Annotated in this window: 14 protein-coding genes; 4 read left to right on the top strand and 10 right to left on the bottom strand. The window is 62.9% G+C overall.

Annotated elements, in window-relative coordinates:
- Position 1: 1 nt before the first annotated feature.
- Together nagZ and IFT44_RS15045 are read right to left on the bottom strand one after the other, a co-directional pair.
- A complete protein-coding gene (gene nagZ / locus IFT44_RS15050) occupies positions 2 to 1,012 on the bottom strand; it encodes a beta-N-acetylhexosaminidase (protein WP_192176151.1) in 1,011 nt (336 codons plus the stop codon).
- A gap of 45 nt (positions 1,013 to 1,057) precedes the next feature.
- A complete protein-coding gene (locus IFT44_RS15045) occupies positions 1,058 to 1,765 on the bottom strand; it encodes a TetR/AcrR family transcriptional regulator (RefSeq protein ID WP_122478788.1) in 708 nt (235 codons plus the stop codon).
- A gap of 229 nt (positions 1,766 to 1,994) precedes the next feature.
- Between IFT44_RS15045 and lexA the strand changes: the two genes are divergently transcribed.
- Together lexA and sulA are read left to right on the top strand one after the other, a co-directional pair.
- The gene (gene lexA / locus IFT44_RS15040; RefSeq protein WP_043188277.1) at positions 1,995 to 2,603 is read left to right on the top strand and encodes a transcriptional repressor LexA; all 609 of its coding nucleotides are present in this window, start codon (positions 1,995 to 1,997) and stop codon (positions 2,601 to 2,603) included.
- 9 nt (positions 2,604 to 2,612) lie between these two features.
- Positions 2,613 to 3,089: an SOS-induced cell division inhibitor SulA gene (sulA, locus tag IFT44_RS15035; protein ID WP_122478790.1), complete on the top strand. Its 477-nt coding sequence runs from the start codon at positions 2,613 to 2,615 to the stop codon at positions 3,087 to 3,089.
- A 62-nt stretch (positions 3,090 to 3,151) separates the two neighbouring features.
- Here sulA and IFT44_RS15030 read toward each other — a convergent pair whose 3' ends face one another.
- From IFT44_RS15030 to IFT44_RS15000, 7 genes are all read right to left on the bottom strand, one after another.
- Complete coding sequence (locus tag IFT44_RS15030; protein WP_163007598.1) at positions 3,152 to 3,385, bottom strand: hypothetical protein; 234 nt, start codon at positions 3,383 to 3,385, stop codon at positions 3,152 to 3,154.
- Between the two features lie 50 nt (positions 3,386 to 3,435).
- A complete protein-coding gene (locus IFT44_RS15025; RefSeq protein WP_185793708.1) occupies positions 3,436 to 3,957 on the bottom strand; it encodes a DUF6586 family protein in 522 nt (173 codons plus the stop codon).
- A 124-nt stretch (positions 3,958 to 4,081) separates the two neighbouring features.
- Positions 4,082 to 6,694: a type I DNA topoisomerase gene (gene topA / locus IFT44_RS15020; protein ID WP_192176150.1), complete on the bottom strand. Its 2,613-nt coding sequence runs from the start codon at positions 6,692 to 6,694 to the stop codon at positions 4,082 to 4,084.
- A 99-nt stretch (positions 6,695 to 6,793) separates the two neighbouring features.
- Entirely contained in the window at positions 6,794 to 7,045 is a 252-nt protein-coding gene (locus tag IFT44_RS15015) for a DUF1653 domain-containing protein (protein ID WP_122478796.1), read from the bottom strand.
- A 92-nt stretch (positions 7,046 to 7,137) separates the two neighbouring features.
- Complete coding sequence (gene fadA, locus IFT44_RS15010; RefSeq protein ID WP_043188265.1) at positions 7,138 to 8,313, bottom strand: acetyl-CoA C-acyltransferase FadA; 1,176 nt, start codon at positions 8,311 to 8,313, stop codon at positions 7,138 to 7,140.
- 3 nt (positions 8,314 to 8,316) lie between these two features.
- Positions 8,317 to 10,494, bottom strand: coding sequence for a fatty acid oxidation complex subunit alpha FadB (gene fadB, locus IFT44_RS15005; protein ID WP_122478798.1), 2,178 nt, complete (start codon positions 10,492 to 10,494; stop codon positions 8,317 to 8,319).
- Positions 10,495 to 10,812: 318 nt separating this feature from the next.
- The gene (locus tag IFT44_RS15000) at positions 10,813 to 11,250 is read right to left on the bottom strand and encodes a hypothetical protein (protein WP_192176149.1); all 438 of its coding nucleotides are present in this window, start codon (positions 11,248 to 11,250) and stop codon (positions 10,813 to 10,815) included.
- Between the two features lie 109 nt (positions 11,251 to 11,359).
- Here IFT44_RS15000 and IFT44_RS14995 point away from each other — a divergent pair, with 109 nt between their 5' ends.
- Positions 11,360 to 11,803 carry a universal stress protein gene (locus tag IFT44_RS14995; RefSeq protein ID WP_043188257.1) on the top strand — a complete coding sequence of 148 codons (444 nt, stop codon included), beginning with the start codon at positions 11,360 to 11,362 and terminating at the stop codon, positions 11,801 to 11,803.
- Positions 11,804 to 11,863: 60 nt separating this feature from the next.
- Here IFT44_RS14995 and IFT44_RS14990 read toward each other — a convergent pair whose 3' ends face one another.
- A complete protein-coding gene (locus tag IFT44_RS14990; protein WP_122478802.1) occupies positions 11,864 to 13,777 on the bottom strand; it encodes an ATP-binding cassette domain-containing protein in 1,914 nt (637 codons plus the stop codon).
- Between the two features lie 180 nt (positions 13,778 to 13,957).
- Between IFT44_RS14990 and IFT44_RS14985 the strand changes: the two genes are divergently transcribed.
- Positions 13,958 to 15,889 carry a transglycosylase SLT domain-containing protein gene (locus tag IFT44_RS14985; protein WP_192176148.1) on the top strand — a complete coding sequence of 644 codons (1,932 nt, stop codon included), beginning with the start codon at positions 13,958 to 13,960 and terminating at the stop codon, positions 15,887 to 15,889.
- Positions 15,890 to 15,901 lie beyond the last annotated feature (12 nt).

Below are 15,901 nucleotides of genomic sequence, written 5' to 3'. Positions count from 1 at the left end.
CTCAGTCGATCAGGCCGGCGCTGCGCAATGCCGCTGTCGCCTGCTGCCAACGCGGATGCCGGCGGTACTCGACGTCGGCGTGGCTCCGCCCGCGCATGGCGGCGATGCGTGGCGAGGGCTGCACGCCCATGCGCTGCGCCGCGCTCAAGGCCAGCTCGGCCGCCGCCCGGTCGTTGCACACCAGGCCCATGTCGCAACCAGCGCCAAGGGCCGCCTCGATACGGCTGGCGGCGTCGCCGACCACATGGGCGCCGGCCATCGACAAGTCGTCGCTGAAGATCACCCCTTCGAAGCCCAGCTCGCCGCGCAATATGTCCTGCAGCCAACGGCGCGAAAAGCCGGCTGGGTTGCTGTCTACCTGGGGGTAGATGACATGGGCCGGCATGACCGCCGCCAGCTTGCCCGCCAGCCGCGCGAATGGCACCAGATCGCAGGCGCGAATCTGCTCGAGGCTGCGCTCGTCGGTGGGAATTGCCACGTGAGAATCGGCTTCCGCCCAGCCGTGACCGGGAAAATGCTTGCCGCATGCCGCCATGCCTGCCGCATTCATGCCACGGATGAACGCGCCCGCCAGCAGCGTGGCCCGCTCGGGATCGCCTTCGAACGCGCGGGTGCCGACCACGGCGCTGTGCCCGTGATCCAGGTCCAGCACCGGCGCAAAACTGAGGTCCAGCCCAGCCGCCAGTACTTCGGCGGCCATCAACCAGCCGCAGTGCTCGGCCAGGACGGCCGCATCCGCGTGGTAGGCCAGCTCGCGCATGGCCGGCAGACGCACGAAGCCCTGGCGTAGCCGTTGCACGCGTCCACCCTCCTGGTCCACCGCCAGGATCAGGTCGGGCCGCACCGCGCGGATGGCGGCGGTCAACTCGCGTACCTGACGCGGATGCTCGATGTTGCGCGCGAAAATGATCAACCCGGCCACTTCGGGCTGGCGCAGCAGATGGCGGTCCTCTGCGCTGAGCCAGGTACCGGCGACGTCGACCATCAGGGAGCCTTGCAGACGAGCGCTCATGGATTTTCCTTGTAGAGAGGGATCTGGAGGGCGACCGGGCACACGTCAGGCCTTGGCAACCGCCGGGGCGCTCTTGCTGCGTGGCCGCAATTGAGCGGCGGCCATGGCCTGGTCGGTCACCGCACTCTGCGCGCGCATGCCTGCAGCGAGGAACGGCACCATCAAGCGCATTACCTGTTCGATCGAGGTATCGACGCCGAAGTCGGTTTCCGCGATGGCACGCAGTGCCTTGATCCCGGACATGCTGAAGGCGGCAGCGCCCAGCATGAAATGCACGCGCCAGAACAACTCGAGGGGGGGGATGCGCGGTGCGGCTTCGTTGACCAGCAGCATGTAGCGACGAAAGACCTTGCCGTACATGTCCTCCAGGTAACGGCGCAAGTGACCCTGGCTCTGGCTGAAGGCCAGGCCCAGCAAACGCATGAAGATGGAGAGATCGTTGCCGCTGCGCGGCTGGACCACGAGCGCCTGCTCTACCAGGATTTCCAGCAGCTCTTCGAGGCTGGCCTTGGGCATCGCGCTGGTCTGCCGCCGTTCCAGCTCACGGTCGAGGCTGGCACAGAAAGGCCCGAGAAATCTGGAGAATACCGCCTGGATGAGCGCTTTCTTCGAACCGAAGTGGTAGTTCACCGCCGCCAGATTGACCCCGGCCTTGCTGGTGATCAGGCGCAGCGAGGTTTCCGCGAAGCCTTTCTCTGCAAAAAGCTGTTCGGCGGCATCGAGGATGCGTTCAACGGTTTCCGACTGGGCCATGGCAACTCCGCCTGACAAACACTTGTTTGAAACATACGTTTCAAAGTGCGTGACTGTCAAGTCCATACAGGCTTTTCGTGGCCATGCGGTCACGTATTAAAGCATACAAATTCATCGCCTTAGCGCAGCATGCGAACTTCGGCAGGCGACGCGCCCGGAAAACGGTATTGCCAAGGGCCATCTACTGTATATAATCCCAGTCACTGTACAAAAAGACAGAGCCATCGACATGTTGAAATTGACGCCACGCCAAGCTGAAATTCTGGCCTTCATCAAGCGCTGCCTTGACGACAATGGCTTTCCACCTACCCGTGCGGAAATTGCTCAGGAACTGGGGTTCAAGTCACCCAACGCGGCCGAGGAACACCTCAAGGCACTGGCGCGAAAAGGCGCCATCGAGATGACCCCGGGCGCCTCGCGCGGCATCCGCATCCCCGGCTCCGAAGCCCGCAACGACGACGCCAGCCTGCCAGTCGTCGGGCGCGTTGCTGCAGGTGCGCCGATTCTGGCGCAGGAACACATCGAAGAGTCCTGCAAGATCAACCCGGGCTTCTTCCATCCTCGCGCCGACTACCTCCTGCGCGTACAGGGCATGAGCATGCGTGACGTCGGCATTCTCGACGGTGACCTGCTGGCCGTGCACACCTGCCGCGAAGTCCGCAACGGGCAGATCGTGGTGGCGCGCATCGGCGACGAAGTCACCGTGAAACGGTTCCAGCGCGAAGGCAACAAGGTTTTCCTGGTTGCGGAAAACCCCGACTTCGCACCCATTGAAGTCGACCTCAAGGATCAGGATCTGGTCATTGAAGGTCTGAGCGTCGGCGTCATTCGTCGATAAGGAGGCATCATGCAGTTTCCCCTGTCACCCCAACAAGCACAAATGTCGCTGTTCGAAGCATTCATGGCTGCACCGGTAACGCCGCTGTTCAAGGAGGCCGTAGAATCGCCCTGGACTGTCGCCGACCCGGATGTATTCAGCGAGATGTCTCTGCGTGGTGCCGCGGGGAACTGCCTGAACCTGCTGGCACCCATGCTGCGGGAATTGAGCGAAGAGCAGGACGCGCGCTGGTTGACGCTGATCGCTCCGCCGGCAAGCCTGACGCAGGCCTGGCTGCGCGATGCAGGGCTCAATCGCGAACGCATATTGCTGCTGCAGCCGCGCGGTATGCAAAGCGCCCAGCAGTTGGCGTGCGAGGCGCTGCGCCTGGGGCGCAGCCATACCGTGGTGAGCTGGCTCAACCCACTGCCGTCCGTGGCGAGGCAGCAATTGATGGCAGCGGCGCGCCAGGGCAGCGCACAGAGCCTGAACATCCGTTTGGGGTGATACCTGCGGTCAAACGATACTGCCCGCCAAGGCCAGCGCAAGGCGCTCGCTGCGTGGCAGGATCAGTGCAGGACGTGCGGCCCGTCGTCCTTGTCGATTTCGCCTTCCACCAGCTTGCCGGCCATCTGCACACCGACACTGAGCATGGCCTTGGCCACTTCCACGTGCTGGCCCTGCAGGAATGCCTTGGCATCTTCGGAAAAATTCAGCGTCACCAGCGAACCTTCGTCCTCGGCACGACGCAACTCGATGCGGCCGTCAGGCAGCTCGACAATCTCAAGAAAGGACGTTGGCATAAGGACATGTTCTCCACGAAAGGCGGGCATTGTAGCAGTGCCAGTGCAAATCAGCACTCACTCAGCCCTTCGCGGAAACGAACGGTCAGGCCCTTGAGCTGCTGACGCCAGCTTTCGAGCACCTCGCGGCTGAGTTCCGGCTCTTCCACTTCATCCAGATTGACTGCCTGGATGAGTGGCTGGGTCACATCGCCCTTGGGCTTTTTGGGCGCCTTGGGCGGCACGAACAGCGCGCTGTGCGCCGCAAGCAGTTGCGCGAGCCAGGTATGCGAATGCTGGGCCAGCTCCACCAACTCCGCCAGCTCGGGAATGGACGTGCCGTCGAGCGCTTGCGGGGTCAGCAGGTTTTCCGCACGGGCAGTGCCGGCCTGAGGCAGGCGGTAATAACCAGCGATCTCGTGACACAGCCCCAACAATGCACCGTACAGGTGGAACAGCGCGGATTCGCGCTGCGCCTGCAGCTGAGCCTGCGCATTGATGGCCTGGCCCAGTTCGGCCTTGCCCATGGCTTCCAGCGCCAGCCCGGCGAAATAGATTTTCTGGTTGGTACGGGTATAGAGCTCATAGGCCATGCTGGCGATCTCCGCAGTGAACACTCGACTGCCACAGTGTCGGGAACCTGCCCAGCCAGTGCAAGCCACAAATGAAAAGGCCGCACAGCCCTGGGGACGGTGCGGCCTTGGTGCCGACAGCGCTTCAGCGCTTGTCTTCGACCTTCCACGTCTTGCCGTCGTAGAACGCCTTCCAACCGGTCGGTTTGCCCTCGACCTCGCTCTGCACGTACTGCTCCTTGGTCTTGCGGCTGTAGCGAATCACGGTCGGACGGCCGTCCGGGTCCTTGATCGGCGCGTCGAACAGGAAGCTGTACTTGGGATCGATCTCATCCTTGTGCGGGATGATCTCGAGCACCAGGGGGGCGCGAGTCTCGCGGTTCTTCGGAAACTGGCTGGCCGCCAGGAACAGACCGGATGCGCCATCGCGCAGCACGTAGGTATCGTTGACCTTCTCGCACTTGAGTTCGGGCATCTTCACCGCGTCCATCTTGGGCGGCGCCGCCTCGCCACTCTTGAGCAGCTTGCGGGTGTTCTTGCACTCCGGATTGGTGCAGCCGAAGAACTTGCCGAAACGGCCGGTTTTCAACTGCATCTCGCTGCCGCACTTGTCGCACTCCAGGCTCGGCCCTTCGTAGCCCTTGATGCGGTAGTTGCCCTCTTCGATCTCGTAGCCCGGGCAGTCGGGGTTGTTCCCGCAGATGTGCAGCTTGCGCTTCTCATCCAGCAGATACGCGTCCATGGCGGTCGCACAGACCGGGCAGCGATGCTTGCCGCGCAGAATCTGCGACTCGGACTCGCCCTCGTCGTCGGCCGCTATCTCATCACCTGGAATCAGGTTGATGGTGGCCTTGCAGCGCTCCTTGGGTGGCAGCGCATAGCCCGAACAGCCCAGGAACACCCCGGTGGATGCGGTGCGGATCATCATCGGCCGACCGCATTCGCGGCAGGCGATGTTGGTCAGGGTCGGCAGGTTGGCGCGCATGCCGCTGTCGGCTGCACCCGCAACGTCCAGTTTGCCCTTGAAGTCACCGTAGAACTCGTCAAGAACGTTCTTCCAGTCGCGCTCGCCGTGCGCCACGTCATCGAGGTTCTCTTCCATGCCGGCGGTAAAGCCGTAGTCCATGAGGTTGGAGAAGCTTTCGGACAGCCGCTCGGTGACGATGTCGCCCATCTTTTCCGAGTAGAAGCGACGGTTGTGCAGCGCCACGTAGCCACGGTCCTGGATGGTCGAGATGATCGCCGCGTAGGTGGACGGACGACCGATGCCGCGTTTTTCCATTTCCTTGACCAGGCTGGCTTCGGAATAGCGCGCAGGCGGCTTGGTGAAGTGCTGGGTAGGGTCCAGCTGCAGCAGCTTGAGTTGCTCACCCTGGTTCATTTCCGGCAGCACGTCGTCGTCGCCCGGCTTGCTCATCTGTGGCAGCACACGCGTGTAGCCGTCGAACTTGAGGATACGCCCCTTGGCGCGCAGCTCGAAATCAGCGGCAGCCACGGTAACGGTGGTCGACAGGTACTGGGCAGGCGGCATCTGGCAGGCGAGGAACTGGCGCCAGATCAATTCGTAAAGGCGCTCGGCATCGCGCTCCATGCCGTTCAGCTTGCTCGGATGAGTGTTCACGTCCGATGGGCGAATGGCCTCGTGCGCTTCCTGGGCGCCCTGCTTGCTGCCGTAGACCATCGGCGATTCCGGCAGGTACTTCTTGCCGAACTCGCTCTCAATGTAGGCCCGAGCCATCTCCACGGCGTCGACCGACAGGTTGGTGGAGTCGGTACGCATGTAGGTGATATAGCCAGCTTCGTACAAGCGCTGCGCCATCATCATGGTCTTCTTCACGCCGTAGCCCAGGCGGTTGCTCGCGGCCTGCTGCAGCGTGGAAGTAATGAACGGGGCCGACGGCTTGCTGCTGGTCGGCTTGTCTTCGCGCTTGACGATGCTGTAGCTGGCATCCTTGAGCTTGGCCAGCGCGGCCATGGCGTGGGCTTCGTTCAGGGGCTTGAAGGCTTCGCCGTTCTCGCGAGCCACTTCGAAACGCACCTTGGCGGCCTTGGCCGACGCCAGGTCGGCATGCACTTCCCAGTATTCCTCGGGGTTGAACGCGCGAATCTCGCGTTCACGCTCGACCACCAGTTTCACTGCCACGGACTGCACACGACCAGCGGACAACCCGCGGGCGATCTTCTGCCAGAGCAGCGGCGACACCATGTAGCCAACCACGCGGTCGAGGAAACGCCGCGCCTGCTGGGCGTTGACACGGTCGATGTCCAGCTCGCCGGGGCGAGAGAAAGCTTCCTGGATGGCCTTCTTGGTGATCTCGTTGAACACCACACGCTTGTAGCGGCTGTCATCGCCACCGATGGCTTCGCGCAGGTGCCAGGCAATGGCTTCCCCCTCGCGGTCCAAGTCCGTCGCCAGATAGATGGTGTCGGCGTCCTTGGCCAGCCGGCGCAGTTCCTCGATGACCTTTTCCTTGCCGGGAAGGATCTCGTACTTGGCCTTCCAGCCCTGGTCTGGATCGACGCCCATGCGTGCCACCAACTGCTTGCGGGCCTTTTCCTTGGGCGACAGCGCCGGCGCGTCGGCAGCCGCAGCCTTGCCGCGCTTGGCGGCCGGCTCCTTGCTGGCGCTCGCCGAACCGCTGGTGGGCAAGTCTCGGATATGGCCGATACTCGACTTCACCACGTACTGGTCACCCAGATACTTGTTGATGGTCTTGGCCTTAGCCGGGGATTCCACAATGACCAGCGATTTGCCCATGGATCGGAAAATTCCTGAATACTTGAAATGAAAGGCATGCGGCGCCTTGCGAGGCCCCGCTATATATAGTGGTGAGAACGTGAGGTCAAGCGCCGAGGTTCAAGCGGTCGGCGCCTGCGGAACGGAAAACAGGCTGGGTTCGGCCTTCACCAAAGCAAAGCGCGGGACGCTCTCGCCGTCAACCTCGACCGACTCCAGGAACATGCTCAGCGGGCGCACCCAGAGGCCGAATTCACCGTACAGCGCCTGGTAGAACACCACTTCCTGTTCGTCCTCGGAACTGCGCGCGACGCCGTAGACACGATACTCGGGGCCTTTGTAATGACGATAGAGCCCTGGTTGTATATGCATGTTGCGCCTCGCTTGAAATACTTTTTCGAATGAACCGGGAAAAAACAAAACCGGGACACTGGGCCCCGGTTCGTTCGACTCGCTCGTCAGGACTAGACGCGCTCGAAGACCGTGGTGATGCCCTGCCCCAGGCCTACACACATGGTGGACAGGCCGAAAGTGCCGCCATTCTGCTTCATGACATTGAGCAAAGTGCCGGAAATTCGTGCGCCTGAACAGCCAAAAGGATGCCCCAGGGCGATCGCGCCGCCATGCAGGTTAACCTTCTCGTTCATCTTGTCGAGCACTTTCAGATCCTTCAGCACAGGCAGGGCCTGTGCGGCGAAGGCTTCGTTGAGTTCGATGAAGTCGATGTCGGCAATGCCCAGACCTGCGCGCTTGAGCGCTTTCTGGGTGGCCGGAACCGGCCCGTAGCCCATGATCGCGGGGTCGACGCCGGCCACTGCCATGGAGCGGATTACCGCCAATGGCGTGATGCCCAGGTCCTGGGCGCGCTGCGCCGACATCACGATCATGCACGAGGCACCGTCGGTGATCTGTGACGAAGTACCGGCCGTGACCGTACCGCCCTTCGGGTTGAAGGCAGGCTTGAGCGCCGCAAGGCTTTCCAGGGTAGTGTCGGGGCGAATGGTTTCATCGTAGTCGAAGACCTTGATGAAGCCGTTCTCGTCGCACCCCTGCATCGGGATGATCTCGTCCTTGAACTTGCCCTGGACCGTAGCCTGGTGCGCCAGCTGGTGCGAACGCACGCCGAAGGCATCCTGCTGTTCGCGGGTGATGCCGTGCATTTTACCGAGCATCTCGGCGGTAAGCCCCATCATGCCCGACGCTTTCGCGGCGTACAGCGACATGTGCGGGTTCGGATCCACGCCGTGCATCATGCCGACGTGGCCCATGTGCTCGACGCCACCGACCACGAACACATCGCCGTTGCCGGTCATGATCGCCTGGGCGGCAGTGTGCAGCGCGCTCATGGACGAGCCGCACAACCGGCTGACGGTCTGGCCGGCCGCAGTGTGCGGGATCTGCGTCATCAGCGAAGCCATGCGGGCGATGTTCCAGCCCTGTTCCAGGGTCTGGTTGACGCAGCCCCAGATCACGTCCTCGACTTCGGCCGGATCGACCTTGGCATTGCGCTCCAGCAGCTTGCTGATCAGGTGCGCCGACATGTCCTCGGCGCGCGTGTTGCGGTGCATGCCGCCTTTGGAACGGCCCATGGGGGTGCGACCGAAGTCGACGATCACCACGTCTCTAGGATTCAAGCTCATCAGTCATTCACCCTTGTTCTGTACGTTGGCCGCTTGCCCGAAGAAGGTCTGGCCAGCACGCGCCATTTCACGAAGCTTCTGCGTAGGCTGGTACAGCGGACCCAGTTCGGCGTAGCGGTCGGCCAGTTCGACGAACTGGGCCACGCCCAGCGAATCGATGTAGCGCAGCGCCCCGCCGCGGAACGGAGGGAAACCGATGCCATAGACCAGGCCCATGTCGGCCTCGGCCGCGGTTTCGACGATGCCGTCTTCCAGGCAGCGTACGGTTTCCAGGCACAGCGGGATCATCATCCAGTTGACGATGTCCTCGTCGGAGACCTCGCGCTGTTCGTAGATCACCGGCTTGAGCACGTCCAGCGCCGCAGGATCGGCCACCTTCTTCGGCTTGCCGCGCTTGTCGGTTTCGTAGGCATAGAAGCCCTTGCCGTTCTTCTGCCCCAGGCGGTTGGCCTCGTACAGCGCGTCGATGGCGGAGCGACGCTCGTCTTTCATGCGATCCGGAAAGCCTTCGGCCATCACATCACGGCCATGATGGCCGGTGTCGATGCCGACCACGTCCATCAGGTAGGCCGGGCCCATGGGCCAGCCGAATTTCTCCATGACCTTGTCGATGCGCACGAAATCGACACCGGCGCTGACCAGCCGGGCGAAACCGCCGAAGTACGGGAACAGTACGCGGTTCACCAGAAAGCCAGGGCAATCGTTGACCACGATGGGGTTCTTGCCCATCTTGCGGGCATAGGCCACGGTGGTCGCCACGGCAACCTCACTGGACTTCTCGCCACGGATCACTTCGACCAGCGGCATCATGTGCACCGGGTTGAAGAAGTGCATGCCGACGAAGTTTTCCGGACGCTTGAGTGCCTGCGCCAGCAGGTTGATGGAAATGGTCGAGGTGTTGGACGCCAGGATGGTGTCGTCCTTGACCTGCGCCTCGACCTCGGCCAGCACTGCCTGCTTGACCTTGGGGTTTTCCACCACCGCTTCGACGACGATGTCGACATGGCCGAAATCGCCGTAGGACAGCGTCGGACGAATGTCGTTGAGCGCTTCGGCCATCTTCGCCGGGGTCAGGCGACCTTTTTCGACGCGCGCGCCGAGCAGCTTGGACGCCTCGGCCAGGCCCTGTTCGATGCCCTTCTCGTTGATGTCCTTCATCAGGATCGGCGTGCCCTTGAGCGCCGACTGATAGGCGATGCCACCGCCCATGATGCCAGCGCCCAGCACGGCCGCCTGACTCACATCGCGTGCCACCTTGTCGTAGCCACGGGCCTTGCGCTTGAGCTCCTGATCGTTGAGGAACAGGCCGATGAGGCTTTGCGCAGCCGAGGTCTTGGCCATCTTGGCGAAGCCGGCGGCTTCGATTTCGAGGGCTTTCTCGCGACCGAAACTGGCTGCTTTCTGGATGGTCTTGATGGCCTCGACCGGCGCCGGATAGTTGGGCCCGGCCTGGCCGGCGACGAAGCCCTTGGCGGTTTCGAACGCCATCATCTGTTCGATAGCGTTGAGCTTGAGCTTGACCAACTTGGGCTGGCGCTTGGCCTTGTGATCGAACTCGCCGCTGATGGCGCGCTTGACCAGGTCTAAAGCAGCAGCTTCCAGCTTGTCCGGCGCCACCACCGCATCGACCGCACCCACCTTGAGCGCATCGTCGGCGCCGTTTTCCTTGCCCGACGCAATCCACTCGATGGCATTGTCGGCGCCGATGATGCGCGGCAGGCGCACCGTGCCGCCGAAACCTGGGTAGATGCCCAGCTTGACCTCGGGCAGGCCGATCTTCGCTTCGCTGGACATGACCCGGTAGTCGGCAGCCAGGCACATTTCCAGGCCGCCGCCCAGGGCGATGCCGTTGATGGCGGCGACCGTCGGCACTTCGAGGTCCTCGAAGTCGCTGAAGATGCGATTGGCCTGCAGGTTGCCCGCGACCAGCTCGGCTTCGGGCAACTTGAAATTCTCGACGAATTCGGTGATGTCCGCACCGACGATGAAGACGTCCTTGCCACTGGCGACGATCACGCCCTTGATCGAAGCGTCGGCCTTGATTGCCGCGATCGCTTCGCGCAGCTCTTCGAGCGTGAGCCGGTTGAATTTGTTGACGGACTCGCCCTTGAGGTCGAACCGAAGTTCGACGATGCCGCTTTCAAGAGCCTTCACCGTGATGGCTTTACCTTCGTAAATCATCCACTGATCTCCACGATATGGAAGCTGAACAGTACACGCCTGACGCTGGATAAAAGGGGGCGATACATGGCCGCCGCTCTCTGTAGCCAGGCATACCCGTCAGCGCGGTAGTCGGGATAGTGCTGGAGCGTGACTGAAAAACGCTCGATTCATACGCCCGTTTGATTGGGCTGCGTGTACATTCACGGAATTGCGGGCGATTGTCAAATGCCGCGCCAGCCGCGAAAAAACGCGACTTTGCGGTCATTTCTGGAATGCGCAGAAACGCGCACCTGCGACAGCCTGCCGCAGGCATATGACGATAGCTCGAGACAACGATCAAGCCAGTGCTCGCAGGACCTTTGCAATATCCTGAAGCACCTTTTCGTCACCCTTTTCGCCCCAGTACAACGCGAGCATCTGCGACCCCGCTTCGAGCTTGTAGACGTCGGCGGGCAACGTGGCCAGGTGAGGCAGCAGCAGCGGATCGATACAGGCTTCGCGCCACTGGTTGCACCAGACCCCCGGCTCGATCTGCCAGTAGCTCCAGCTGTCGACCCTGCCCTTGCGGCGTGGCCGATGGTATTGCGCGCAGGGGTCGGGTGGCTCGACGCTGAGCCAGTGCGGCCACTGCTGGGGAGCCAACTGCATGGCCAGGCCCATCCGCCGCGCCTGCAGGCGCACGGCCATGCGGCCGCTCTGGCTGCGCGACGGCCGCAGCCATACCATGGGGCTGAGAATCAGCGCAAGGATTGACACGACTATCCACACCGTCATAAAGAGTACACCCGCTAAGCGTTTCAAATAGATCGGCGAGGGTTGTTCATGTTGCGCCCCGCCTAAACAGTCCATACTCAAGCTATCGCAATCGTCAGGAGTGCTTCTCATGCCCTACCAACACATTCTGGTCGCCGTCGACCTCACCGAGGAGTGTGACCCGGTCATCAAGCGGGCCCGGGAGCTGGCGGTCAGCAACGGCGCCAAGCTCTCGCTGGTGCACATCGTCGAACCCATGGCCATGGCTTTCGGCGGGGACGTGCCGATGGACCTCTCGCAGTTGCAGCAGCAGCAGTTCGATCAGGCCAAGGAGCGCCTGGAAACGCTGAAGGTCAAGTACCCGGACCTGGTCGTCGGCGATTGCCACCTGACCTACGGCCAGCCGCGTCAGGAGATTCACAACCTGGCGAAGAAATCGGAATGCGACCTGGTGGTGGTCGGCAGTCATGGCCGTCATGGCCTGGCATTGCTGCTTGGTTCGACGGCCAACGACGTGTTGCACGGAGCGCCGTGCGACGTTTTGGCGGTGCGCCTGGTCAAGCGCGCCGAATAAGGATCATCAGCGGGGCCGAGCAGCAGCTGCGGCCTCGCTGATGATTCCAGGGTCGAGAGCTCAGGCGTCGAGTTCGGCCCAGCGCTCGACCATGACTTCCAGCTCGGCCTGCGAGGCTTCCAGCTTCGCCATCACTTCCGCCGTCTGCGCGGCAGGCCGCTGATAGAACCCGGCATCGGCCATCTCGGCTTCCAGCGCAGCGATTTCCTGCTCCTTGGCTTCGATCTGGCCCGGCAGGGCTTCCAGCTCGCGCTGCAGCTTGTAGCTGAGCTTCTTCTTGGCGGGCGCCGGTGCTTCCACAGGTGCAGGCTCTGCGGCCTTGACCACGGCGCTGTTGAGCTCGGCCTTGCCTGACTTGTTCTCGGTCACGCCGAGCAGCTTGGGCGAGCCGCCCTGGCGGATCCAGTCCTGGTAGCCACCGACGTATTCGCGAACCTTGCCCTCGCCTTCGAACACCAGCGTGCTGGTGACCACGTTGTCGAGGAAGGCCCGGTCGTGGCTGACCATCAACACGGTACCCTTGAAAGCGGACAGCACTTCTTCGAGCAGTTCGAGGGTCTCGACGTCGAGGTCGTTGGTCGGTTCGTCCAGCACCAGCAGGTTGGCCGGCTTGCTGAACAGCTTGGCCAGCAACAGGCGCGCACGCTCACCGCCCGACAGGGCCTTGACCGGCGTGCGTGCACGCTGCGGGCTGAACAGGAAGTCGCCCAGGTAGCTCAACACGTGGCGGCTCTGACCGTCGATGTCGATGAAATCGCGGCCCTCGGCAACGTTGTCGATGACGGTCTTTTCCAGGTCGAGCTGGTGACGCAACTGGTCGAAGTAGGCGACGTCCAGGCGCGTGCCGACGTCGACCGAACCGTTGGTGGGCTGCAGGTTATCGAGCATCAGCTTGAGCAGCGTGGTCTTGCCGGTCCCGTTCGCCCCCAGCAAGCCGATACGGTCCTCGCGCTGCAGGACCATGGAGAAATCCTTGATCAGCATCGGCCCACCCGGATGAGCGAAGCTGACGTTGTCGAGGACCATGACCTGCTTGCCGGACTTGTCTGCGGTATCGAGCTGGATGTTGGCCTTGCCGGTGCGCTCGCGGCGTTCGCCACGCTCCACACGCAGTGCCTTGAGCGCACGCACCCGGCCTTCGTTGCGGGTGCGTCGGGCCTTGATGCCCTGGCGGATCCACACTTCTTCCTGGGCCAGGCGCTTGTCGAACAGCGCGTTGGCGGTTTCCTCGGCCGACAGCATGGCCTCTTTGTGCACCAGGAAACTGGCGTAGTCGCCGTTCCAGTCGATCAGGCCGCCGCGATCGAGCTCGAGAATGCGCGTGGCCAGATTCTGCAGGAAGGAACGGTCGTGGGTGATGAACAGCACCGCGCCCTGGAAATCCTTGAGGGCTTCTTCGAGCCAGGCGATCGCGCCGATGTCCAGGTGGTTGGTCGGTTCGTCGAGCAGCAGCAGGTCAGGTTCGGACACCAGCGCCTGGGCCAGCAGGACGCGGCGGCGCCAGCCACCGGACAACTGCTTCAAGGTCTTGTCGGCAGGCAGCTGCAGGCGGCTCAGGGTGCTGTCGACCAGTTGCTGCAGGCGCCAGCCGTCACGGGCTTCGAGATCTTGCTGGACATGCATGAGCTTGTTCAGGTCTTCGTCGGTGACGATGTTCTGGCTCAGGTGGTGGTACTCGGCCAGCAGCGCGCCGACCCCGTCCAGGCCCTCGGCAACCACGTCGAACACAGTCCGGTCGTCGGCCACCGGCAGTTCCTGCGGCAGCTCGCCGATCTTCAGCCCCGGCGCACGCCAGACGGCGCCGTCGTCGGGTTTCTGCACGCCCTTGACCAGCTTCAGCATGCTGGATTTGCCAGTGCCGTTGCGGCCGATGATGCACACCCGCTCACCACGGGCGATCTGCCAGGACACCTTGTCCAACAACGGCATCGCGCCGAATGCAAGGGACACATCGCTGAATTTGAGCAGGGTCATGAGCTTCTCCAAAAACCGGGCGCGCATTCTAACCGACTTTTGCCCTGGCAGACCGAAGGCAGCAATAAAATGAATGATCCTGAACGCTTTCATCGCGCCTGCCCTAGAGGCTAAGCTAGGCTCACTTCTTTAGTGCTGGCACTGCCGACACTTGTCACGTCTTTTCTGCCTGGAAGTCTCATGCGCAGTCGCCTGTTCAGCTTGTTGTCCTGCCTCATCCTCTCCGCATCCAGTGTCGCCAACGTCCAGGCCGCCGACCTGGCCACGCAGCGTCAATACTACGACGAGGCCAAGCGCGCCCTGGCCAAGGGCGACAGCGGCCCGTACATGCGCTACGCCGCCGAGCTTCAGGACTACCCGCTGGAGGCCTACCTGGCCTACGACGAGCTCACCCCGCGCCTGCGCAGCGCCAGCAACGCCGAGATCGAAGGCTTTCTCGCCAAGCACGGCGACCTGCCACAGGCCAACTGGATGAAACTGCGCTGGCTGCGGCAGCTCGCCGAGCGCGGCGAGTGGGCGCCGTTCGTCAAATACTACGACCCCAAGCTCAACTTCAAGGAGCTCGACTGCCTGTACGGCCAGTACCAGCTGAGCAACAGCCAGCTGCGCGCCGAAGGCTATGCCAATGCCGACAAACTGTGGCTCACCGGCAAATCGCTGCCCACGGCCTGCGATGGGCTGTTCCAGCGCTGGGCCAGCGAAGGCCAGCTGACCGAGAACAAGCGCTGGCAGCGCGCCAAGCTCGCAGCCCAGGAGCGCAACTACCCGTTGGCCACCAGCCTGGTGCAAAGCCTGACCAGCCTGTCGAGCCAGGGTCGACTGCTGCTGGATGTCGCGCAGAAACCCGAACTGCTCGACCAACCGGCGCGTTTCATGCCGGTCGACGAAGCCATGTCCGACGTGGTCGGGCTGGGGCTGCGCCGCCTGGCCCGTCAGGACCCGGAAAAAGCCATGCGCATGCTCGACAGCTATGCCACCAGCATGCGTTTCTCGGCCGAGGAGAAGGTTGCCATCGCCCGCGAGATCGGCCTGACCCTGGCGCGGCGTTACGACCCGCGGGCGCTGGAGCTGATGACTCGCTACGATCCGGAGCTGCGCGACGACACCGTGACCGAATGGCGCCTGCGCCTGCTGCTGCGCCTGGGCCGCTGGCAGGACGCCTACGACCTGACCACCCGCCTACCCAAGGACCTGGCCAAGACCAACCGCTGGCAGTACTGGCAGGCGCGCAGCCTGGAGCTGGCCCAGCCGCAGAGTGCCAAGGTGCCTTCGCTGTACAAGGCGGTGGCCAAGGAGCGCGACTTCTACGGCTTCCTGGCGGCCGACCGCATCCAGGCGCCCTACTCGCTCAACAACAAGCCGCTGGTGATGAGCCAGGCGCTGGTCAACAAGGTGCGCAACACCGCCGGTGTACGTCGTTCGCTCGAGCTCTACGCACGTGGCCAGATCGTCGATGCGCGACGCGAGTGGTATCACGTCAGCCGCCATTTCGACCGCGACGAGATGGTCGCCCAGGCCAAGCTGGCCTACGACATGCGCTGGTACTTTCCGGCCATTCGCACGATCAGCCAGGCGCAGTACTGGGACGACCTGGACATCCGCTTCCCGATGGCCCACCGCGACACCCTGATTCGCGAAGCCAATGTGCGAGGCCTGCACACCAGCTGGGTGTTCGCCATCACCCGTCAGGAAAGCGCCTTCATGGACGACGCCCGTTCCGGCGCCGGCGCCATGGGATTGATGCAGTTGATGCCGGGCACCGCCAAGGAAACCTCGCGCAAGTTCAGCATCCCGCTGTCGTCGCCCCAGCAGGTACTCGATCCCGACACCAACATCCAGCTCGGTGCTGCATACCTGAGCCAGGTACACAGCCAGTTCAACGGTAACCGGGTACTGGCCTCGGCCGCCTACAACGCGGGCCCCGGGCGCGTACGGCAGTGGCTCAGAGGCGCGAATCACCTGAGCTTCGATGTCTGGGTGGAGTCCATTCCATTCGATGAAACCCGCCAGTACGTGCAGAACGTGCTGTCCTACGCGGTCATCTATGGCGAGAAGCTCAACGCGCCGCAGCCGGTGGTGGACTGGCACGAACGCTTCTTCGACGACCAGTGAGCCCAGCCTGGC

Origin of the sequence: Pseudomonas sp. CFBP 13710 (assembly GCF_014842235.1) — a bacterium.
Taxonomy (GTDB): domain Bacteria; phylum Pseudomonadota; class Gammaproteobacteria; order Pseudomonadales; family Pseudomonadaceae; genus Aquipseudomonas; species Aquipseudomonas baltica.
The sequence above is the reverse complement of the archived record's forward strand: the minus strand, read 5'-3'. Positions and strand labels throughout refer to the sequence as shown.

What these genes read in the sequence shown, in the direction of transcription:
- nagZ (WP_192176151.1), bottom strand. Translation starts at nt 1,012, where the DNA reads ATGAGCGCTCGTCTGCAAGGCTCCCTGATGGTCGACGTCGCCGGTACC.
- IFT44_RS15045 (WP_122478788.1), bottom strand. Translation starts at nt 1,765, where the DNA reads ATGGCCCAGTCGGAAACCGTTGAACGCATCCTCGATGCCGCCGAACAG.
- lexA (WP_043188277.1), top strand. Translation starts at nt 1,995, where the DNA reads ATGTTGAAATTGACGCCACGCCAAGCTGAAATTCTGGCCTTCATCAAG.
- sulA (WP_122478790.1), top strand. Translation starts at nt 2,613, where the DNA reads ATGCAGTTTCCCCTGTCACCCCAACAAGCACAAATGTCGCTGTTCGAA.
- IFT44_RS15030 (WP_163007598.1), bottom strand. Translation starts at nt 3,385, where the DNA reads ATGCCAACGTCCTTTCTTGAGATTGTCGAGCTGCCTGACGGCCGCATC.
- IFT44_RS15025 (WP_185793708.1), bottom strand. Translation starts at nt 3,957, where the DNA reads ATGGCCTATGAGCTCTATACCCGTACCAACCAGAAAATCTATTTCGCC.
- topA (WP_192176150.1), bottom strand. Translation starts at nt 6,694, where the DNA reads ATGGGCAAATCGCTGGTCATTGTGGAATCCCCGGCTAAGGCCAAGACC.
- IFT44_RS15015 (WP_122478796.1), bottom strand. Translation starts at nt 7,045, where the DNA reads ATGCATATACAACCAGGGCTCTATCGTCATTACAAAGGCCCCGAGTAT.
- fadA (WP_043188265.1), bottom strand. Translation starts at nt 8,313, where the DNA reads ATGAGCTTGAATCCTAGAGACGTGGTGATCGTCGACTTCGGTCGCACC.
- fadB (WP_122478798.1), bottom strand. Translation starts at nt 10,494, where the DNA reads ATGATTTACGAAGGTAAAGCCATCACGGTGAAGGCTCTTGAAAGCGGC.
- IFT44_RS15000 (WP_192176149.1), bottom strand. Translation starts at nt 11,250, where the DNA reads ATGACGGTGTGGATAGTCGTGTCAATCCTTGCGCTGATTCTCAGCCCC.
- IFT44_RS14995 (WP_043188257.1), top strand. Translation starts at nt 11,360, where the DNA reads ATGCCCTACCAACACATTCTGGTCGCCGTCGACCTCACCGAGGAGTGT.
- IFT44_RS14990 (WP_122478802.1), bottom strand. Translation starts at nt 13,777, where the DNA reads ATGACCCTGCTCAAATTCAGCGATGTGTCCCTTGCATTCGGCGCGATG.
- IFT44_RS14985 (WP_192176148.1), top strand. Translation starts at nt 13,958, where the DNA reads ATGCGCAGTCGCCTGTTCAGCTTGTTGTCCTGCCTCATCCTCTCCGCA.